Raw genomic sequence first — 16,363 nt, forward strand, 5'->3', positions numbered from 1 at the left:
GGCGCGGGCGGCTCCGGCGGGAGGATCGGGGCATGGATATCGCGGAGAACGCAGCGCTGGTGGTCGTCGATGTGCAGAAGGGCTTCGAGGAGCTGGACTTCTGGGGGGCGCGGAACAATCCCGGGGCGGACGACAACATCGCCGCGCTCATCGACGTATGGCAGGAGACGGGGCGGCCGGTCGTGTTCGTGCGGCACGACTCGGTGAAGCCGGGGTCGCCGTTGCGGCCGGGGTACGAGGGGAACGGCTTCAAGGAGTACGTGGAGGAGCGGCGGGGGAAGGGCGCCGGGGCCGAGCTGTTCCTCACCAAGACGGTGAACTCGGCGTTCCTCGGGACGCCGGATCTGGGCGCCTGGCTGACCGCGGCGGGGATCCCACAGATCGTGGTGGCCGGGATCCAGACCAACATGTGCGCCGAGACGACGGCGCGCATGGGCGGCAATCTCGGGTACGACGTGCTGTTCGCCTACGACGCGACGTACACGTTCGACCTGGAGGGGCCGTTCGGCTGGCGGCGGAGTGCGGACGAGATCGCGCAGGCGTCGGCGGTGTCCCTGCACGGGGGCGGGTTCGCGCGGGTGGTGACCACCAAGGAGATCGTGGGGGCGGCCGGCCGGTGACCGTCCCCACCGCTCTCCCGTGGCGAGTGTCAGTCCTTCTTGCCCGTGGCCAGTTCGCGGCTGCGGTCGCGGGCGGCCTCGAGCGCGGCGATGAGGGCGGCCCGTACGCCGTGATTCTCGAGTTCGCGGATGGCGTTGATGGTCGTGCCGGCGGGGGACGTGACGTTCTCGCGGAGCTTGACCGGGTGTTCGCCGCTGTCGCGGAGCATCGTCGCGGCGCCGATCGCGGACTGGACGATGAGGTCGTGGGCCTTGTCGCGGGGCAGGCCGAGCAGGATGCCGGCGTCCGTCATGGCTTCGACCAGGTAGAAGAAGTACGCCGGGCCGGAGCCGGAGAGGGCGGTGCAGGCGTCCTGCTGGGACTCGGGGACGCGGAGGGTCTTGCCGACGGCGCCGAAGATCTCCTCGGTGTGGGCGAGGTGGTCGGCGGTGGCGTGGGTGCCGGCGGAGATGACGGACATGGCCTCGTCGACGAGGGCGGGGGTGTTCGTCATGACGCGGACGACCGGAGTGCCGGCGGCGAGGCGCTCCTCGATGGAGGCGGTGGTGATGCCGGCGGCTCCGCTGATGATCAGACGGTCGGCGGGGACGTGCGGGGCCAGCTCGTCGAGGAGGGTGCCCATGTCCTGCGGTTTGACCGTGAGGATCAGGGTGTCCGCGGTCTTGGCGGCCTCGGCGTTGGTGACCGGGGTGACTCCGTGGCGGGTGCGGAGTTCTTCGGCTCGTTCCGGGCGGCGGGCGGTGACGAGGAGGTCGGCGGTCGGCCAGCCGCCTCGGATCATGCCGCTGAGGAGGGCTTCACCGATCTTGCCGGTGCCGAGGACTGCGACTTTCTGGGGCATGGTGCGGGGTCCTCCGGAGGTGTGGTGCGTCGTCCGTCGTCCGGGGTCATCCTCGCACCGGGGGTGGGGGGTCGGGCCGGGTGTCCGGTGGGCGGACTGGATTTCTCGCCCCCGCCGCCCCCGCCGCCCCCCTTCCCGTCCCGTTCCCGGGGACTGCGCTGCCGATCCCCCTTTCGGCCTGGACCGCCTCGTCTCGAGCGTCGGACGGGCTGGAGGGTCAGGGTGTGCGGCGGCGGAGGGTGGCCGCGCCCAGGCAGAGGACCAGGAGGGCGCAGCCGCCGACGATGAGGACGTCCCGTACGAAGGTGGCCGTCATGTCGGTGTGGGTGAGGACCTCGTTCATGCCGTCGACCGCGTAGGACATGGGGAGGACGTCGGAGACGGCTTCCATGGCGGGGTGCATGGTGTCGCGGGGGGCGAAGAGGCCGCAGAGGAGGAGCTGGGGGAAGATCACCGCCGGCATGAACTGGACCGCCTGGAACTCCGAGGCCGCGAAGGCGGAGACGAAGAGGCCGAGGGCCGTGCCGAGAAGCGCGTCGAGGAGAGCCACCAGGAGGAGGAGCCAGGGGCTGCCCGTGACGTCCAGGTCCAGGAACCACACCGCCAGGCCGGTGGCGAGGGCCGACTGGATGATCGCGAGGATGCCGAAGGCGAGGGCGTAGCCGGCGATCAGGTCGCCTTTGCCGAGGGGCATGGCGAGGAGACGTTCGAGGGTGCCCGAGGTGCGTTCGCGCAGGGTCGCGATGGAGGTGACCAGGAACATCGTGATCAGCGGGAAGATGCCCAGGAGGGACGCGCCGATGTTGTCGAACGTGCGCGGGCTGCCGTCGAAGACGTAGCGGAGCAGGAACAGCATCACGCAGGGGATGAGGATCAGCAGCGCGATGGTGCGGGGGTCGTGGCGCAGCTGGCGCAGGACCCTGGCCGCGGTGGCGGTGGTGCGGGAGAGGCTCAGGGCGCTGGTGGTGGCACCGGGGGGCGACGCCGGGGTGGTGGTCGGCTCGGGCGTCGTCGGGGTCGAGGTCGAGGACGAGGTCATCGGGTTGTCTCCTTCGTGCGGGTCTCCTTCGTGCGGGACCCGTTCGTGCCCGCGGCCGCCTCTGTCGCCGCGTCCACCAGGTGCAGGAAGGCCGACTCGACCGTGTCGGCGCCGGTGCGGGTGCGCAGGGCCTCGGGGGTGGCGTCGGCGAGGATCTCGCCCTCGCGCATGAGGAGGAGGCGGTGACAGCGCTCGGCCTCGTCCATGACGTGGGAGGAGATGAGCAGGGTCGCCCCCCGGCCGGCGGCGATGTCGTGGAAGAGGTTCCACAGGTCGCGGCGCAGGACGGGGTCCAGGCCGACGGTCGGTTCGTCGAGGACCAGGAGTTCCGGGGTGCCCAGCAGGGCCACGGCCAGCGAGACGCGGTTGCGCTGGCCCCCGGAGAGGTTGCCGGCGAGGGCGTCCGCGTGGCTGGTGAGGTCCACGTCGGCGATGGCCCGGGTGACGTTCTCGTGCCGACGGTCCGCTGCCGATCGGCCTGGGTCGAGGATCGCGGCGAAGTAGTCGAGGTTCTGCCGGATCGTCAGGTCGTCGTAGACGGAGGGGGCCTGGGTGACGTAGCCGATGCGGGTGCGGAGGGCGGGGTGGCCCGCGGGCCGGCCGAGGACGTCGAGGGTGCCGGTGACCTTGTCCTGCGTGCCGACGATCGAGCGCATGAGGGTCGATTTGCCGCAGCCGGAGGGGCCCAGCAGGCCGGTGATCTGGCCGCGCGGGACGGTGAAGTCGAGGGTGCGCAGGACGGTGCGGGGGCCTCGGACGACGGTCAGGTTCTCGGCCCGTACGGCGGGCTCGAAGGCCTCGGCGGGCGCCGGCGGGGTCGTGCCCTCGCCGGGTGGGTCGGACTCCGGCCTAAAATTCATCATGCGATGAATAATGCTCCCGGGTGCGTCGGGGCGTCAAGTGGCGTCGGCGCGTTGAAGGGAGGGCGTGTCGGTGCGTGGAGGTGACGTGGGTGGCGGGCGGAATGGCGTGGCGTGGCGTCGGTAGCGGGCGGAATGGCATGGCGTGCGTGGCGTCGGTGGCGGGTGTGGCAGATCAGCCATGGGCGTTGAAGAGATGGGGGGCCGGACCGCCACGGAGGGGCCGGGCTCGGCGACGAGTGGCACTAGGAGCACGGGTGGCACGGCATGTGCGACGTACTGCGGTTGCCCGAACTGCTGGGCGCGCGGTTGGCGCGATGCGCGCCGGCGCACGGCCGCGGGGTGGGCCGGCGTCGGGCGGGGCGGCCGGCGCGGGGCGGCCGGCGCGGGGCGGCCGGCGTGGGGCGCGGGGCGGCCCGCGTGGGGCGGCACGCGTCGGGTCGCGGTGCAGCCGGCGTCGGGGTGCGGACGGCGCGGGGCGGCCGACGTCGGGCAAGGTGTGGCAGGTGGATCGCGTCTGGGCGGGGGCCCGGAGGGGTGGGCCGCCGCTTGCGGTCAGGTTCTGGTCGCGAGCAGCAGGATGACGTCGTAGACCTCTTCGACGAGTCCCTCGGGGAAGGCCCGCATCAGGTGGTCGCGCTCCTCGGCCAGGAACGCGGTGCTCGCCTCCTCTCCGTGGACCAGGAACAGCGAATGGCTGCCGATGTTGGCCAGGTGCGTGTCGACGGGCACGCGGCGGCTCCAGCGGACCACTCGCCGGGTCAGTCCGAGGCGGCCGGTGGGATCGGCGACGCGGGCGTTCACGTTCTTGATGTTCGCGGGGATGCTCTCCCCGAAGGACCGGTCGATGCGGCGGGCCGCGTCCGCGAGCCAGGGCACGTCGAGGGCGTCGGTGTTCCACCACAGCGCCAGCGCGCCGCCCGGACGCAGGACGCGCAGGGCCTCCGGGACCGAGCGGGCCGGGTCGGTCCAGTGCCAGGACTGGGCGTAGGTGAGGAAGTCGAGGGAGGCGGTGGCCAGCGGGAGGTGGTTGCCGTCGCCCCGGACGATCGGCACGCCGGGGAGGGCGCGGCGGAACTGTGCGGCCATGCCGTCACCGGGTTCGACGGCGACGACGTCGGTGCCGCGGGCGTCCAGGAGGGCGGTCGCCATACCGGTGCCGGCCCCGACGTCGGCGACCCGTGCGCCGGCGAGGGGACGCCCTGCGAGCTCCTCGATCGTGTCGAGGAGGGCGGTCGGGTAGGAGGGGCGGGCGGCGGCGTACTGGGCCGCGGCGGAGTTGAAGGAGTGGGCTCGGGTCGTGTGGGAGGGGGTGTGGGAGGAGGCCGTCATGGGGCCATGGTGGCCGGAGGGGGCGAGAAGGGGAACGGGTTCTGGGGGCGCCTGGCCGGTTCTGTCGCGGCGATGACACGGGTCCGCGTCACGCCGGCTCCCCCTGGCCACACCAGGTCCGGGAAGGCAGGTCAGCCGCGGCGGCGCTTCTTCGACGGGTTGCCCGTACGGCGGGTGGAGCGGCGGGCGTACCGGTCGCGAGCCGTGTCGTACTCCTGGCGGTGGAGCCTCTCGCCGGGTGCCTCGGTGAAGGTGCGGAAGAAATAGGCGAGCAGCGAGCCCACGAAGCCGACGGCCAGCAGACCGCGCAGGGATGCCTGGCGGTCGGGGTCGGGGCGCTTGGTGAAGCCTTCCCAGGTGTGACGGAAGGCGAGTGCGGTGCAGACCGCGAACATGACGACGATCAGGAGCGTCACGAATCCGCCCAGGTCGGCGATCGCGATCCCCTCGTAGGCGAAGCGGAGGACGAGGCAGGAGACGGTGACCGCGGCCAGGGAACCGACGGCCGCGGCGACGCGGCGGGCCGCGTAGCCCTGGCGGCCGGGGTCGTGGTCCACCCAGGTGGTGCCGAAGAAGCGGAGGGGCTCCGGGCGGGGACCGGCGCCGGCGGGGCTTCCCGGCCGACCGGCGGAGGTGCCGGCGGGAGTGCCGGTGAGGGCGTCCGCCGCGCCGGTCGAGGTGTCCCGGGAGCCGGCCGAAGTGTCCGGGGTGCCGTTTTCGTCGCTCACGGGACGATTATGGCTCCGGGTGGAGGCGGGCTCCCGGGCGGGTTGCCCCTTGGTGGTTCGTTCCGGGCCGGTCCGAGACCGGTCGAAGGCCGCCCTCGGGGCCGGGCCCGGGGCCGACCGGGGGCCGGGCCCGGGGTGCGTCTCGGTCAGGGGTCGGATCCGGGTCGTCCGAGGGTGTGCCTCGGGGTGACGCCGGTTTCCGGTCCGGGTCGGCAGCCGGGGCCCGGACACCGGGTCGGGTCCAGGTCCGGATCCGGGCGGGTGCCGGTGTGTCGGCGTGTCGGGTCAGGCGCAGTGGGCGGCGACGTAGCCGTCGCTGCCCGTCCGCACGTACGCGTCCGAGACGTACTGGCCGTCGGCGATGTTGTCCCAGATGTTCGTCGTGCCGTACGGGCCGGTCACCGAGGTGCCCGGGGTCTGGCAGAAGATCGGGACCCTGGTGCCCTCGGCCAGGACCTTGACGACCGGGTAGCTCGTACCGGGGCCGCTGCGGACGTTCAGCCGGACGCCCGGGGCGACCGGGTAGTAGGTGAGTGACGCCGCCGCGGCCAGGGCCACGGCCTCCGCCGACTCGCCGCTCGCGACCTCTTCCACGCGGTCAACAGACATGAAAAACCTCCCCCGTCGAACCCCATGACTGCCATGGGGTCACGTTGATTCCCCTCAAACACGCAATGAAACACATGTACAGGATTCGCACACGGAGGCTAGCAAGCCGCCTCTGTCCCGTACGAGTCATCGACTAGGCTCCGTGCGTCGCGCGCGCGGTTGAACAGCACGGGGGTGGTCCATGGCGCCACAGCGCAACACCGGGGCGGGCGCGGAAGCGGAACTTCCGGAGTACGCCGGCCACTACCGCCTGGAGGAGCGTCTGGGCTCCGGTGGCATGGGCGTGGTGCACCTGGCCAGGAGCACCTCCGGGATGAAGGTCGCGGTGAAGGTCGTCCATGCCCAGTTCGCCCGGGATCCCGAGTTCAGAGGCCGTTTCCGGCAGGAGGTGGCCGCGGCTCGACGGGTGAGCGGGGCGTTCACCGCACCCGTCGTCGACGCCGATCCGGAGGCCGAACGGCCCTGGATGGCCACCCTGTTCATTCCCGGCCCGACGATCGCCGAAGAGGTGAAGCGGAACGGGCCCATGAGTTCGGGCGAGTTGCGGCGGCTGATGGCCGGACTCGCGGAGGCGCTGCGCGACATCCACCGGGTCGGGGTCGTGCACCGGGATCTGAAACCGAGCAACGTCCTGCTGGCCGAGGACGGGCCGAAGGTCATCGACTTCGGCATCTCCCGCCCGAAGGACAGCGAACTGCGCACCGAGACGGGCAAGTTGATCGGCACGCCGCCGTTCATGGCACCGGAGCAGTTCCGGCGGCCGCGGGAGGTCGGGCCGGCCGCCGACATCTTCGCGCTCGGGTCGGTGATGGTGCACGCGGCGACGGGACGCGGACCGTTCGACTCCGACAGCCCGTACGTCGTCGCCTACCAGGTCGTGCACGACGAGCCGGATCTGACCGGCGTGCCGGGGAACCTCGCGCCGCTGGTGGTGCGTTGTCTGGCGAAGGAGCCCGAGGACCGCCCCACGCCGGACGAGTTGATGCGGGAACTGCGGTCGGTCGCGGCCTCGTACGACACCCAGGTGTTCGTACCGTCGCAGCGGGTGCTGGAGGAGGCCGAGCCCGCGCCGGAAGGATCGAAGCGGTCGGAGGGGCGGAAGGGCTCGAAGGGGGCGGAGGGAGCAGAGAAGTCGGAGGGGTCCGATGAGCCGGCGCGGGCGTCGGGCCGGGCGCAGGGGCGGCCGCGCAGTCGGCGTCGGCGGGTGGCCCTCGCGGTGGGCGCGCTGGTCGTCGTCCTCGCGGGCGGCGCCGGCCTCGTCACGCAGATGCCGGGCCAGGACGAGCCGAGCGGGGACGCGCGGACCGACGCGGACGGCTCGCAGTCCGCGTCACCGGCCTTCACCCCCTGGAGCACGCGGCCGGCGAAGGGCAGCACCGGCGCGGGCACCGGTACGGGCACGGGCGGCATGCCCCAGTGCACGTTCGACGCGAAGCGACTGCTCTGCGTCCAGTCGGGGCTGGTATCGGCGCTGGACGCGTCCGACGGCCGGGTGCTGTGGCGGCACGTTCTCACCGACGGCGACGGGCCGAGCCAGGCCCCGGTGCTCGCGGGCGGGCTGGCCCAGGTGATCACACACTCGGGCAAACGGCTGGAGGCGCTCGACCCGGCGTCGGGCGCGACGCGCTGGCAGCGCGACCTGGCGGACTACCCGGGTGTCCGGACGGTGGGCGGCACCGTGTTGCTGACCGCCGCCGACGACACGGTGACCGGGTTGGACGCCGCTACGGGGAAGCCGTTGTGGAGCCGGCGGATCCCGGAGGTGGACGAGCCGTACTTCATGACGTTCCCGAAGGATCCGCTGGCCTATGTGTCGAGCACGTCGGAGGACGGACACACCCGGATCACTGCCGTGGATCCCGCGACCGGGAAGGTGCGCCGGGACGAGCGGCTGGACGGAACGCTGCGTCTCGTGGGCACCGCGGACGGCAGCTTCGTCCTGCTGTCCGAGGGCGGCGGCTACGGCACGGTCGACGCCGTGGTCCGCTACTACCCGCAGGACAAGGTGTCGCTGCGGGTGAAGTTGGGCGTGGCGCTCCAAGAGGCGCAGGCCGCCGTGCAGGGCGACCGGGTCTACCTCCTCGCCTTCGACGGGTCGCTCGTGGCCGTCGACACCGTCCTGGGCAAGCAGGTGTGGTCCCTCCAGACGTCGGTGAGCCGGGGTTCGGTGCCGGCCGCCGACGGCGATTACGTGTACTTCAGCGCGGCCGACGGACGGCTCCTCGCCGTGGACGCCGAGAAGGGCGGGCTCGTCGGGCAGACCGGGCTGCGGCTCGGCGCCAACTCGGACGAGGTGGTGGCCACCCTGCCCGCGCCCTGGGCGGTCGACGGCCACGTCTACGCCGGCGCCCCCGACGGAACCGTCTTCGCGGTGGACGGACGGGACCCGGCGGACTGGTGAGCGCGGCCAGGTGCGTGCGGGCCGGTGGCTGCGAAAGGGCGACTACGGGCCCGGCGTGCCGGCTCCCCGACGGCTGCGGGGCTGTGACCACGGGCGGCCGCTGCGAACGGGCGGATGCGGGAGGGCGCGGGCAGGCTCGTGCGCCGCGCCGAGGGCCGCGGGAGGGCACGGCCGGGCGGTGTGACGCGCCGAGGGCCGCCTCCGTACGGCGGAGACGGCCCTCACATCAGCGCATGTCTTGACTGCCCGGTGGTGACGCGGTGGCGTCCGGGCCGGGGGTGACCGCCCGGGGGCGTCAGCCCAGCTTCGACACGTCCCGCACCGCGCCCTTGTCGGCGCTCGTCGCCATCGCGGCGTAGGCCCGCAGGGCGGCGGACACCTTGCGCTCGCGGTTCTTCGGGGCGTAGACACCGCCGAGGGCCGCCTCGCGCCGGGCCAGTTCGGCGTCGTCGACGAGGAGCTCGATCGTGCGGTTCGGGATGTCGACGCGGATGCGGTCGCCGTCCTCGACGAGGGCGATGGTGCCGCCGGACGCCGCCTCGGGTGAGGCGTGGCCGATCGACAGGCCCGAGGTGCCGCCGGAGAAGCGGCCGTCGGTGATCAGGGCGCAGGTCTTGCCGAGGCCGCGGCCCTTGAGGAAGGACGTCGGGTAGAGCATCTCCTGCATGCCCGGGCCGCCCTTGGGACCCTCGTAGCGGATGACGACGACGTCGCCGTGCGTCACCTGCTTGTTGAGGATCTTCTCGACGGCCTCCTCCTGCGACTCGCAGACGACGGCCGGGCCCTCGAAGGTCCAGATCGACTCATCGACGCCGGCCGTCTTGACCACGCAGCCGTCGACGGCGAGGTTGCCGCGCAGGACCGCGAGACCGCCGTCCTTGCTGTAGGCGTGCTCGGCGGAGCGGATGCAGCCGCCCTCGGCGTCCACGTCCAGCGCCTCCCAGCGCTCGGACTGGGAGAAGGCCTCGGAGGAGCGGACACAGCCGGGGGCCGCGTGCCACAGTTCGAGCGCCTCGGGCGAGGGGGATCCGCCGCGGACGTCCCAGGTCTTCAGCCAGTCCGCCAGGGACGGGCTGTGGACCGAGTACACGTCCTCGTTGAGCAGACCGGCGCGGTGCAGTTCGCCGAGCAGGGCGGGGATGCCGCCGGCGCGGTGCACGTCCTCCATGTAGTACGTGCGGTCCTTCGCGACGTTCGGCGCGACCTTCGCCAGGCAGGGCACGCGGCGCGAGACCTCGTTGATCTCCTCCAGGCCGAACGGGACGCCCGCCTCCTGGGCGGCGGCGAGGAGGTGGAGGATCGTGTTGGTCGAGCCGCCCATCGCGATGTCGAGGGCCATCGCGTTCTCGAAGGCCGCGGTGGTGGCGATGTTGCGGGGCAGGACCGTCTCGTCGTCCTGCTCGTAGTAGCGGCGGGTGATGTCCATCACCGTGCGGCCGGCGTCCTCGTACAGCGCCTTGCGGGCCGTGTGGGTGGCCAGGACCGAGCCGTTGCCGGGGAGGGAGAGGCCGATGGCCTCGGTCAGGCAGTTCATCGAGTTGGCGGTGAACATGCCCGAACAGCTGCCGCAGGTCGGGCAGGCGTTCTCCTCGATCCGGAGGATGTCCTCGTCCGAGATCTTCTCGTTCACGGCCTCGGACATCGCGTCGACCAGGTCGAGCGTGCGGACCGTGCCGTCGACGAGGGTGGCGCGGCCGGACTCCATCGGGCCGCCGGAGACGAAGACCGTGGGGATGTTCAGGCGCAGGGCCGCGTTCAGCATGCCCGGGGTGATCTTGTCGCAGTTGGAGATGCAGATCAGGGCGTCGGCGCAGTGCGCCTCGACCATGTACTCCACGCTGTCCGCGATCAGGTCGCGGGAGGGCAGGCTGTAGAGCATGCCGCCGTGGCCCATCGCGATGCCGTCGTCGACGGCGATCGTGTTGAACTCGCGGGGGATGCCGCCGGCCGCGGTGATCGCCTCGCTGACGATCCGGCCGACCGGCTGGAGGTGGGTGTGTCCGGGCACGAACTCGGTGAAGCTGTTCGCCACCGCGATGATCGGCTTCCGGCCGATGTCCGCACCGGGTACACCGGAGGCGCGCATAAGGGCGCGGGCGCCCGCCATGTTGCGGCCGTGGGTGACTGTGCGGGACCTCAGCTGGGGCATCGTCGTTCGCTCCTTCAGACAGATAGGGCTGTTGTCGAGCGTACGCCGGTCATCCAGGGGGCGGGACGAGGTGTCCGGAATACGGGATGAATGTCTCGGGGATCCAGCCGTCACGGCCCGGTCAGGTGTCCCTGCACGACCGGCGCCACGCGCGCGATGATCAGCTCCAGGTCCGCCGAGGCCAGCGGCTCCACCTTGATCACGTACCGCAGCATCGCGCAGCCCACCAGCTGCGCGGCCGCCAGTTCGGCGCGCAGTTCGGCGTCCGGCAGATCGACCTGTGCGGCGACCCGGCGCAGCAACTGGGACGCGACCAGGCGACGGAAGACGGCGGCCGCGGTGTCGTTGTTCACGGCGGAGCGCAGGATCGCCAGCAGGGGCTTACGGGTCGTGGGGTTCTCCCAGACGCCGAAGACGAAGCGGGCGAGCCGCTCGCCGACCTGGTCCGGCGGGCCGTCGACGACCGCTTCCGGGGCGCTGAGCGCGGGCGCGAAGGCCACCTCGACGGCCGCCGCGAAGATCTGCTCCTTGGTGCCGAAGTAGTGGTGCACCAGCGCCGGGTCCACGCCGGCGGCCTTTCCGATACCGCGTACCGACGTCTTGTCGTAGCCCCGCTCGGAGAACTCCTCGCGGGCGGCCGCCAGGATGCGGTCGCGGGTGTCCGCCGACTCCGTACGAGGGGGGCGGCCGCGCTTGCGGGCGGTGACGCCGGTCATCGGCGGGGCACCTTCGCCCCGGGGGACGCGCCCGGTGCGGCGGTCGGCGAGGCGGAGGCCAGGTGCAGGCGCGTGAAGGCCAGGGCTTCCGCGAGATCGGCCTCACGTTCGGCGCCGGACATCGCGCGCCGCGTGTTGACCTCGATGACGACGTGCCCGTCGAAGCCGGTCAGCGCGAGCCGTTCCAGCAGCTCGGCGCAGGGCTGGGCGCCGCGGCCGGGAACCAGGTGCTCGTCCTTCGCCGAACCGTTTCCGTCGGCCAGGTGGACGTGGCCGAGGCGGTCGCCCATGCGGTCGATCATCTGCATCGCGTCCGCGCGGGCCGTGGAGGCGTGGCTCAGGTCGATCGTGAAGTGCCGGTAGTCGTCCTTCGTGACGTCCCAGTCCGGCGCGTAGGCGAGCATCTCGCGGTCGCGGTAGCGCCAGGGGTACATGTTCTCGACGGCGAACCGCACGTCCGTCTCGTCGGCCATGCGCCAGATGCCCGTGACGAAGTCCCTCGCGTACTGGCGCTGCCAGCGGAACGGCGGGTGGACGACGACCGCGCTCGCGCCGAGCTTCTCCGCCGCCGCGCGGGCCCGCTGGAGCTTGGTCCAAGGGTCTGTCGACCACACCCGCTGCGTGATGAGCAGGCAGGGAGCGTGGACGGCGAGGATCGGGATCCGGTGATAGTCGCTGAGTCTGCGCAGCGCGTCGATGTCCTGGCTGACGGGGTCGTTCCAGACCATGACCTCGACGCCGTCGTATCCGAGGCGCGCGGCGATCTCGAAGGCCGTCGCCGTCGACTCCGGGTAGACCGAGGCCGTCGACAGGGCGACCTTCGCATCCGGGATCCGCACGACTGGCTCTGCCATGGGGGACAGGTTACGGGGTGCGGTCACCCGGGTGCCGGGCCCCCGGCCGCCGTTGTGGTGTTCGCCACGGACGGGTGGGCGTACGCCTGGTCGCTCGCGCCCGCGCGGCGGGGGCCGCCCAGATCCCGGCCGCCTGCCCGCGGGCCCGTCACTCCGACGCCATGTGATCGAGTTTGCGCAGGATGACGCCTTCCCTGAGCGCCCAGGGGCAGATCTCCAGGCTCTCCACGCCGAAGAGGTCCATGGCCCCCTCCGCCACCAGCGCGCCCGCGACCAGCTGGTTGGCGCGCCCCTCGGAGACGCCCGGGAGTTCCGCCCGCTGGGCGGTCGTCATGGCGGCCAGCCGGGGCACCCAGGCTTCGAGCGACTCGCGCTTGAGCTGCCGCGGGGCGTACGGGCCGTCGGTGGAACGCGCGGCGCCGGCGATGCGGGCGAGCTGCTTGAAGGTCTTCGAGGTGGCGACGACGTGGTCGGGGGCTCCGAAGCGCTTGAACTCCCCGACCGTGCGGGCGATCTGCGCGCGGGCGTGGCGGCGCAGGGCTCGTATGTCCTCGGGGTCGGGCGGGTCGCCGGGCAGCCAGCCGGCGGTGAGCCGGCCCGCGCCGAGCGGCAGCGAGACGGCCGCGTCGGGCTGCTCGTCGATGCCGTAGGCGATCTCCAGGGAGCCACCGCCGATGTCCAGGACCAGCAGCTTTCCCGCCGACCAGCCGAACCAGCGGCGGGCGGCGAGGAAGGTGAGCCGGGCCTCCTCGGCGCCGGTCAGGACCTGGAGCTCGACGCCGGTCTCGGCCTGCACGCGCGCGAGGACGTCGTCGGCGTTGCTTGCCTCGCGTACGGCGGAGGTCGCGAACGGCAGCAGGTCCTCGACGCCCTTGTCCTCGGCGGCCTGGACGGCCTCCTTGACCACGGCGATCAGTTTGTCGACACCCTCGGGGCCGATCGCCCCGTCCTCGTCGATGAGTTGGGCGAGGCGCAACTCCACCTTGTGCGAGTGTGCGGGCAGGGGGCACGCGCCGGGGTGGGCGTCCACCACCAGCAGATGCACCGTGTTCGATCCCACGTCGAGGACACCGAGTCTCATGGAGGGCACGCTACTGCCCACGGCGCGATCCAGGTTGTGCGGGGCGAAACCCCTCGTCGGGGCGTGCCGGCCCGTCGGGGCGTGGTGGTCCGGGTGACGGGCGGACGTCCCCGAAGCGGCTCCTGGCGACTTACCCTGGACGAGTGCCAAAGACGAACAAGGCGAAGACGGACAAAGCGGCCGAAGGTTCTTCGCGGGCGAAGCCGGTGAAGCCACCGAAGAAGTCGGACAAGGCCCGGGCGGCCACCGTGAAGGCGTTGGCGGCGAAGGCTCTGGCCGCGGACGAGAAGGGCCTCGACTTCGCGCGCGCGTGGGTGGAGTTCCCCGACCCGGCGGACGACGAACAGGTCTTCCGCTGTGATCTGACCTGGCTGACCTCTCGCTGGAACTGCATCTTCGGCAGCGGCTGCCAGGGCATCCAGCCGGGCCGCGCGGCCGACGGCTGCTGCACCCTGGGCGCCCACTTCTCCGACGAGGACGACGAGAAGCGCGTCGCGGGGCATGTGGCGCGGCTCACGCCGGACATCTGGCAGCACCACGACGAGGGTGTACGGGACGGCTGGGTCTCGGAGGACGACGAGGGCTCCCGCCAGACCCGCCCGTTCAACGGCTCGTGCATCTTCCAGAACCGCCCCGGATTCGCCGGCGGCGCGGGCTGCTCGCTGCACATCCTGGCGCTCAAGGAGGGCCGCGAGCCGCTGGAGACCAAGCCGGACGTCTGCTGGCAGCTGCCGGTACGCCGGACGTACGACTGGATCGACCGCCCGGACGACACGCGCGTGCTCCAGGTGTCGATCGGCGAGTACGACCGCCGCGGCTGGGGGCCGGGCGGCCACGACCTGCACTGGTGGTGCACGTCCGCGACCTCGGCACACGGCGCGGGCGACCCGGTGTACGTCTCCTACCGCCCGGAGCTGACCGAGCTGATGGGCAAGGCCGGCTACGACCGCCTGGTCGAGCTGTGCGAACAGCGCCTCGCCTCGCAGCTCCCGCTGGTGGCCCCGCACCCGGCGGACCCGACGGGCCCGGCTGCCCCGTCGGCCCCGGCCGTCCCGCCGGGCTCGTAGGCCCCTCGGGCCGGGCCCCTCGGCGCCTCGGCCCTTGCCCGCCCCGGCGCCGGCCGTGGGCGTCGCGGCCCGGGTGGCCCGTGGCGCCTTCGGACGGCCTCTACGACGTCTCCGAGCTCGGCGGGTCGCTGTCGTCGGACGGCGGGGTCGGGTCCTCCGGGTCGGTCGGGGACGGGTCGTCGGGTGTGGGCTCCGGGTCGGAGGATGACGGCGGATCGATCGGCGTGGGATCCGGGGAGGACGGCGCCGTGGGCGTGGGATCCGGGTCGGACGACGGAGGCGGCCCCCCGGGGCCGCCCGGGCCGGGACCGTTGCCCGGGTCCGAGGGTTTCGGTGCGGTGCCGTAGCCGTCGATGGAGACCACGGCACCCGCCGGGGCGACGGCCACGCGCGCGTGCCAGTGCCCGGAGGGCTCGCGGAGATGATCGACGTACACCTTGACCGTCACCGACTCCCCAGGCTTCAGGGTGCCCGTGGAGCGGCTCAGATAGAGCCAGGACGCCACCGTGGTGGCCGACCAGCGGACCGGTGCGTCGCCGTCGGCGGCCGCGGTGAGGGTGATCAGGGTGGTGTCGCCGCTGTTGGCGGCCGTCACGGAGAGTTTGCCGGCGGCGCTGTTGCCGAGTCCCGTGACGCTGACGACCTCCACGGAGACGTCCGGTCCGTCGCCCTTGGGGAGGCCGGTGCCGGGGCGGGTGCTGGCGTTCCCCGCGTTCTCGTAGCCGCCGACCGTCCCGGCGTCGAGGCTGTCGGGGTTGTGCGCCTCGCTGGCGCTGGCCGAGCGGCCCTCGGCCCCCTCCCCCGTCGGGGTGCCCCGGTAGGCCGCCCACAGGGCGAGCACGGGTGCGGCGACGACGGTGGCGACGACGGTCGTGGTGACGGCACGCGCGCGGAGCCGCTCCCGGCGGGCGGCCCGGTCCTTGGGGTCCATCGGGAAGCCGCGCCGGTCGTAGCGCGGTGCGGCGGCCCCCCGCGCGCGCGGGAGGTGGGTCATGGCCATGCGCAGCTCCGCGCGGGGCGCCGACAGGACGGGCAGCTCGGCGGGGGTGACGCCGGCGCCGGGCCAGCGGCCCGGGACGGCGCGCTCGGCGGCTCGGCGGCAGCGTGGGCAGTCGTCGACGTGCCGGACGAGTTCGCGGCGCAGGGTGGCGCTGAGCACGAGCTGGTGCTCGCCGGTGAGACGGGCCACACCGGGACAGCCGCCGGTCTCGACGACGGCGAGCGCCGCGCGGGTGCGCTCGACCTCGCAGGCGGCGGAGGCGAGCAGTTCGCGGGCGGCCGCGAGGTCCTTGCCGAGGACGGCGGCGACCTCGTGCGGGGCGAGGTGGTGGCGTACGGCCAGTTCGAGCGCCTCGCGCTGCTCCGGCGTGGTGCCGGCGGCCTCCGGCCAGGCGAGCTGGGTCAGTTCACGCCGTCGCCGCTCCCTGGCCTCGTCGGAGGCGGGCGGCTCCTCCGACGTCGGCGCGCCCGTGGCGCCCAGGGCGCCCAGGGCGCTCGTGGTGCTCGTGGGCGTCATGGGTTTTCCGCCCGGCTGCCGGCGGGCGCCGTTGCGGGCCGCCGCGTGGCCGCCCTGACGTTTCTGCGCGCTCTGACGTTTCTGCTTGGCCTCGGTGAGCTTGCGCAGGCACGCCCAGCGGGCCAGCGCGTACAGCCAGGCCCGGCGGTCGCCGACCGTCTCGGGGCCACGCTGGCCGCGCCGCTCGGCGAACGCGAGGACGTCGCCCAGGGCGGCGGTGGCCGCTTCGTGGTCGCACAGGACGGACAGGCAGTAGGTGAACAGGCCGTCCAGGTAGGGCTCGTAGCGAGCGGGGGGACGCTGCGCGAGCGTGCGCGCCGCAGCGCCGTCGCGCACCTCCCGGTGCGCCCGGTGTGCGCCGGTCGTGCGGGTCGAGATTTCCGGGCTGCTGCTCATCACCCGTGCGACCGTAGGCGGCGCGGAACTAGGTCTACTTGTCCCTTGAGTCCTTTTAATCCGTACGGGTGAAACGATCCCTCATAAGGGGACAGGCAAGGGGGGTCCCATGGCTCGTTCGTGACGGGGCGTGGCCAGAACACAAGGGGTGCC

General features: G+C 72.9%; 14 protein-coding genes. 3 read left to right on the forward strand and 11 right to left on the reverse strand.

Going from position 1 to position 16,363, the window contains the following annotated elements:
• Positions 1-32: 32 nt before the first annotated feature.
• Positions 33-620 carry a cysteine hydrolase family protein gene (locus OG440_RS15870; protein WP_406007473.1) on the forward strand — a complete coding sequence of 196 codons (588 nt, stop codon included), beginning with the start codon at positions 33-35 and terminating at the stop codon, positions 618-620.
• A 29-nt stretch (positions 621-649) separates the two neighbouring features.
• Here OG440_RS15870 and proC read toward each other — a convergent pair whose 3' ends face one another.
• The 6 genes from proC to OG440_RS15900 all read right to left on the reverse strand — a co-directional run bounded on the left by proC (position 650) and on the right by OG440_RS15900 (position 6,030).
• Positions 650-1,462 (reverse strand): pyrroline-5-carboxylate reductase, encoded by an 813-nt coding sequence (gene proC, locus OG440_RS15875; protein WP_406007474.1) that lies wholly within the window; start codon positions 1,460-1,462, stop codon positions 650-652.
• Between the two features lie 217 nt (positions 1,463-1,679).
• Positions 1,680-2,501, reverse strand: coding sequence for an ABC transporter permease (locus OG440_RS15880; protein WP_406007475.1), 822 nt, complete (start codon positions 2,499-2,501; stop codon positions 1,680-1,682).
• The gene (locus OG440_RS15885; protein ID WP_406007476.1) at positions 2,498-3,364 is read right to left on the reverse strand and encodes an ABC transporter ATP-binding protein; all 867 of its coding nucleotides are present in this window, start codon (positions 3,362-3,364) and stop codon (positions 2,498-2,500) included. The genes OG440_RS15880 and OG440_RS15885 overlap by 4 nt, the downstream gene beginning before the upstream one ends.
• A gap of 552 nt (positions 3,365-3,916) precedes the next feature.
• Positions 3,917-4,693, reverse strand: a complete 777-nt coding sequence (locus OG440_RS15890; protein ID WP_406007477.1) for a class I SAM-dependent methyltransferase — start codon at positions 4,691-4,693, stop codon at positions 3,917-3,919.
• 131 nt (positions 4,694-4,824) lie between these two features.
• Positions 4,825-5,421, reverse strand: a complete 597-nt coding sequence (locus OG440_RS15895) for an EamA/RhaT family transporter (RefSeq protein ID WP_406007478.1) — start codon at positions 5,419-5,421, stop codon at positions 4,825-4,827.
• A gap of 285 nt (positions 5,422-5,706) precedes the next feature.
• Entirely contained in the window at positions 5,707-6,030 is a 324-nt protein-coding gene (locus OG440_RS15900) for an SH3 domain-containing protein (protein WP_406007479.1), read from the reverse strand.
• 181 nt (positions 6,031-6,211) lie between these two features.
• Between OG440_RS15900 and OG440_RS15905 the strand changes: the two genes are divergently transcribed.
• Positions 6,212-8,431 carry a serine/threonine-protein kinase gene (locus OG440_RS15905; protein WP_406007480.1) on the forward strand — a complete coding sequence of 740 codons (2,220 nt, stop codon included), beginning with the start codon at positions 6,212-6,214 and terminating at the stop codon, positions 8,429-8,431.
• A gap of 295 nt (positions 8,432-8,726) precedes the next feature.
• Here the strand turns inward: OG440_RS15905 and ilvD are convergent, their stop codons facing one another.
• The 4 genes from ilvD to OG440_RS15925 all read right to left on the reverse strand — a co-directional run bounded on the left by ilvD (position 8,727) and on the right by OG440_RS15925 (position 13,231).
• Entirely contained in the window at positions 8,727-10,580 is a 1,854-nt protein-coding gene (gene ilvD, locus OG440_RS15910; RefSeq protein ID WP_406007481.1) for a dihydroxy-acid dehydratase, read from the reverse strand.
• A gap of 110 nt (positions 10,581-10,690) precedes the next feature.
• A complete protein-coding gene (locus tag OG440_RS15915; protein WP_406007482.1) occupies positions 10,691-11,296 on the reverse strand; it encodes a TetR family transcriptional regulator in 606 nt (201 codons plus the stop codon).
• Entirely contained in the window at positions 11,293-12,150 is an 858-nt protein-coding gene (locus OG440_RS15920; protein WP_406007483.1) for a sugar phosphate isomerase/epimerase family protein, read from the reverse strand. Before OG440_RS15920 ends, OG440_RS15915 begins: the two co-directional genes overlap by 4 nt.
• A gap of 148 nt (positions 12,151-12,298) precedes the next feature.
• Positions 12,299-13,231, reverse strand: coding sequence for a Ppx/GppA family phosphatase (locus OG440_RS15925; protein WP_406007484.1), 933 nt, complete (start codon positions 13,229-13,231; stop codon positions 12,299-12,301).
• Positions 13,232-13,374: 143 nt separating this feature from the next.
• On the opposite strand from OG440_RS15925, the gene OG440_RS15930 reads away from it, so the two are divergent.
• Positions 13,375-14,298 carry a hypothetical protein gene (locus OG440_RS15930; protein ID WP_406007485.1) on the forward strand — a complete coding sequence of 308 codons (924 nt, stop codon included), beginning with the start codon at positions 13,375-13,377 and terminating at the stop codon, positions 14,296-14,298.
• Between the two features lie 100 nt (positions 14,299-14,398).
• On the opposite strand, the gene OG440_RS15935 is transcribed toward OG440_RS15930, so the two are convergent.
• Positions 14,399-16,210 carry a BACON domain-containing protein gene (locus OG440_RS15935; protein ID WP_406007486.1) on the reverse strand — a complete coding sequence of 604 codons (1,812 nt, stop codon included), beginning with the start codon at positions 16,208-16,210 and terminating at the stop codon, positions 14,399-14,401.
• Between the last annotated feature and the right edge of the window lie 153 nt (positions 16,211-16,363).

This window comes from Streptomyces sp. NBC_00637, assembly GCF_045161545.1.
Lineage (GTDB): Bacteria > Actinomycetota > Actinomycetes > Streptomycetales > Streptomycetaceae > Streptomyces.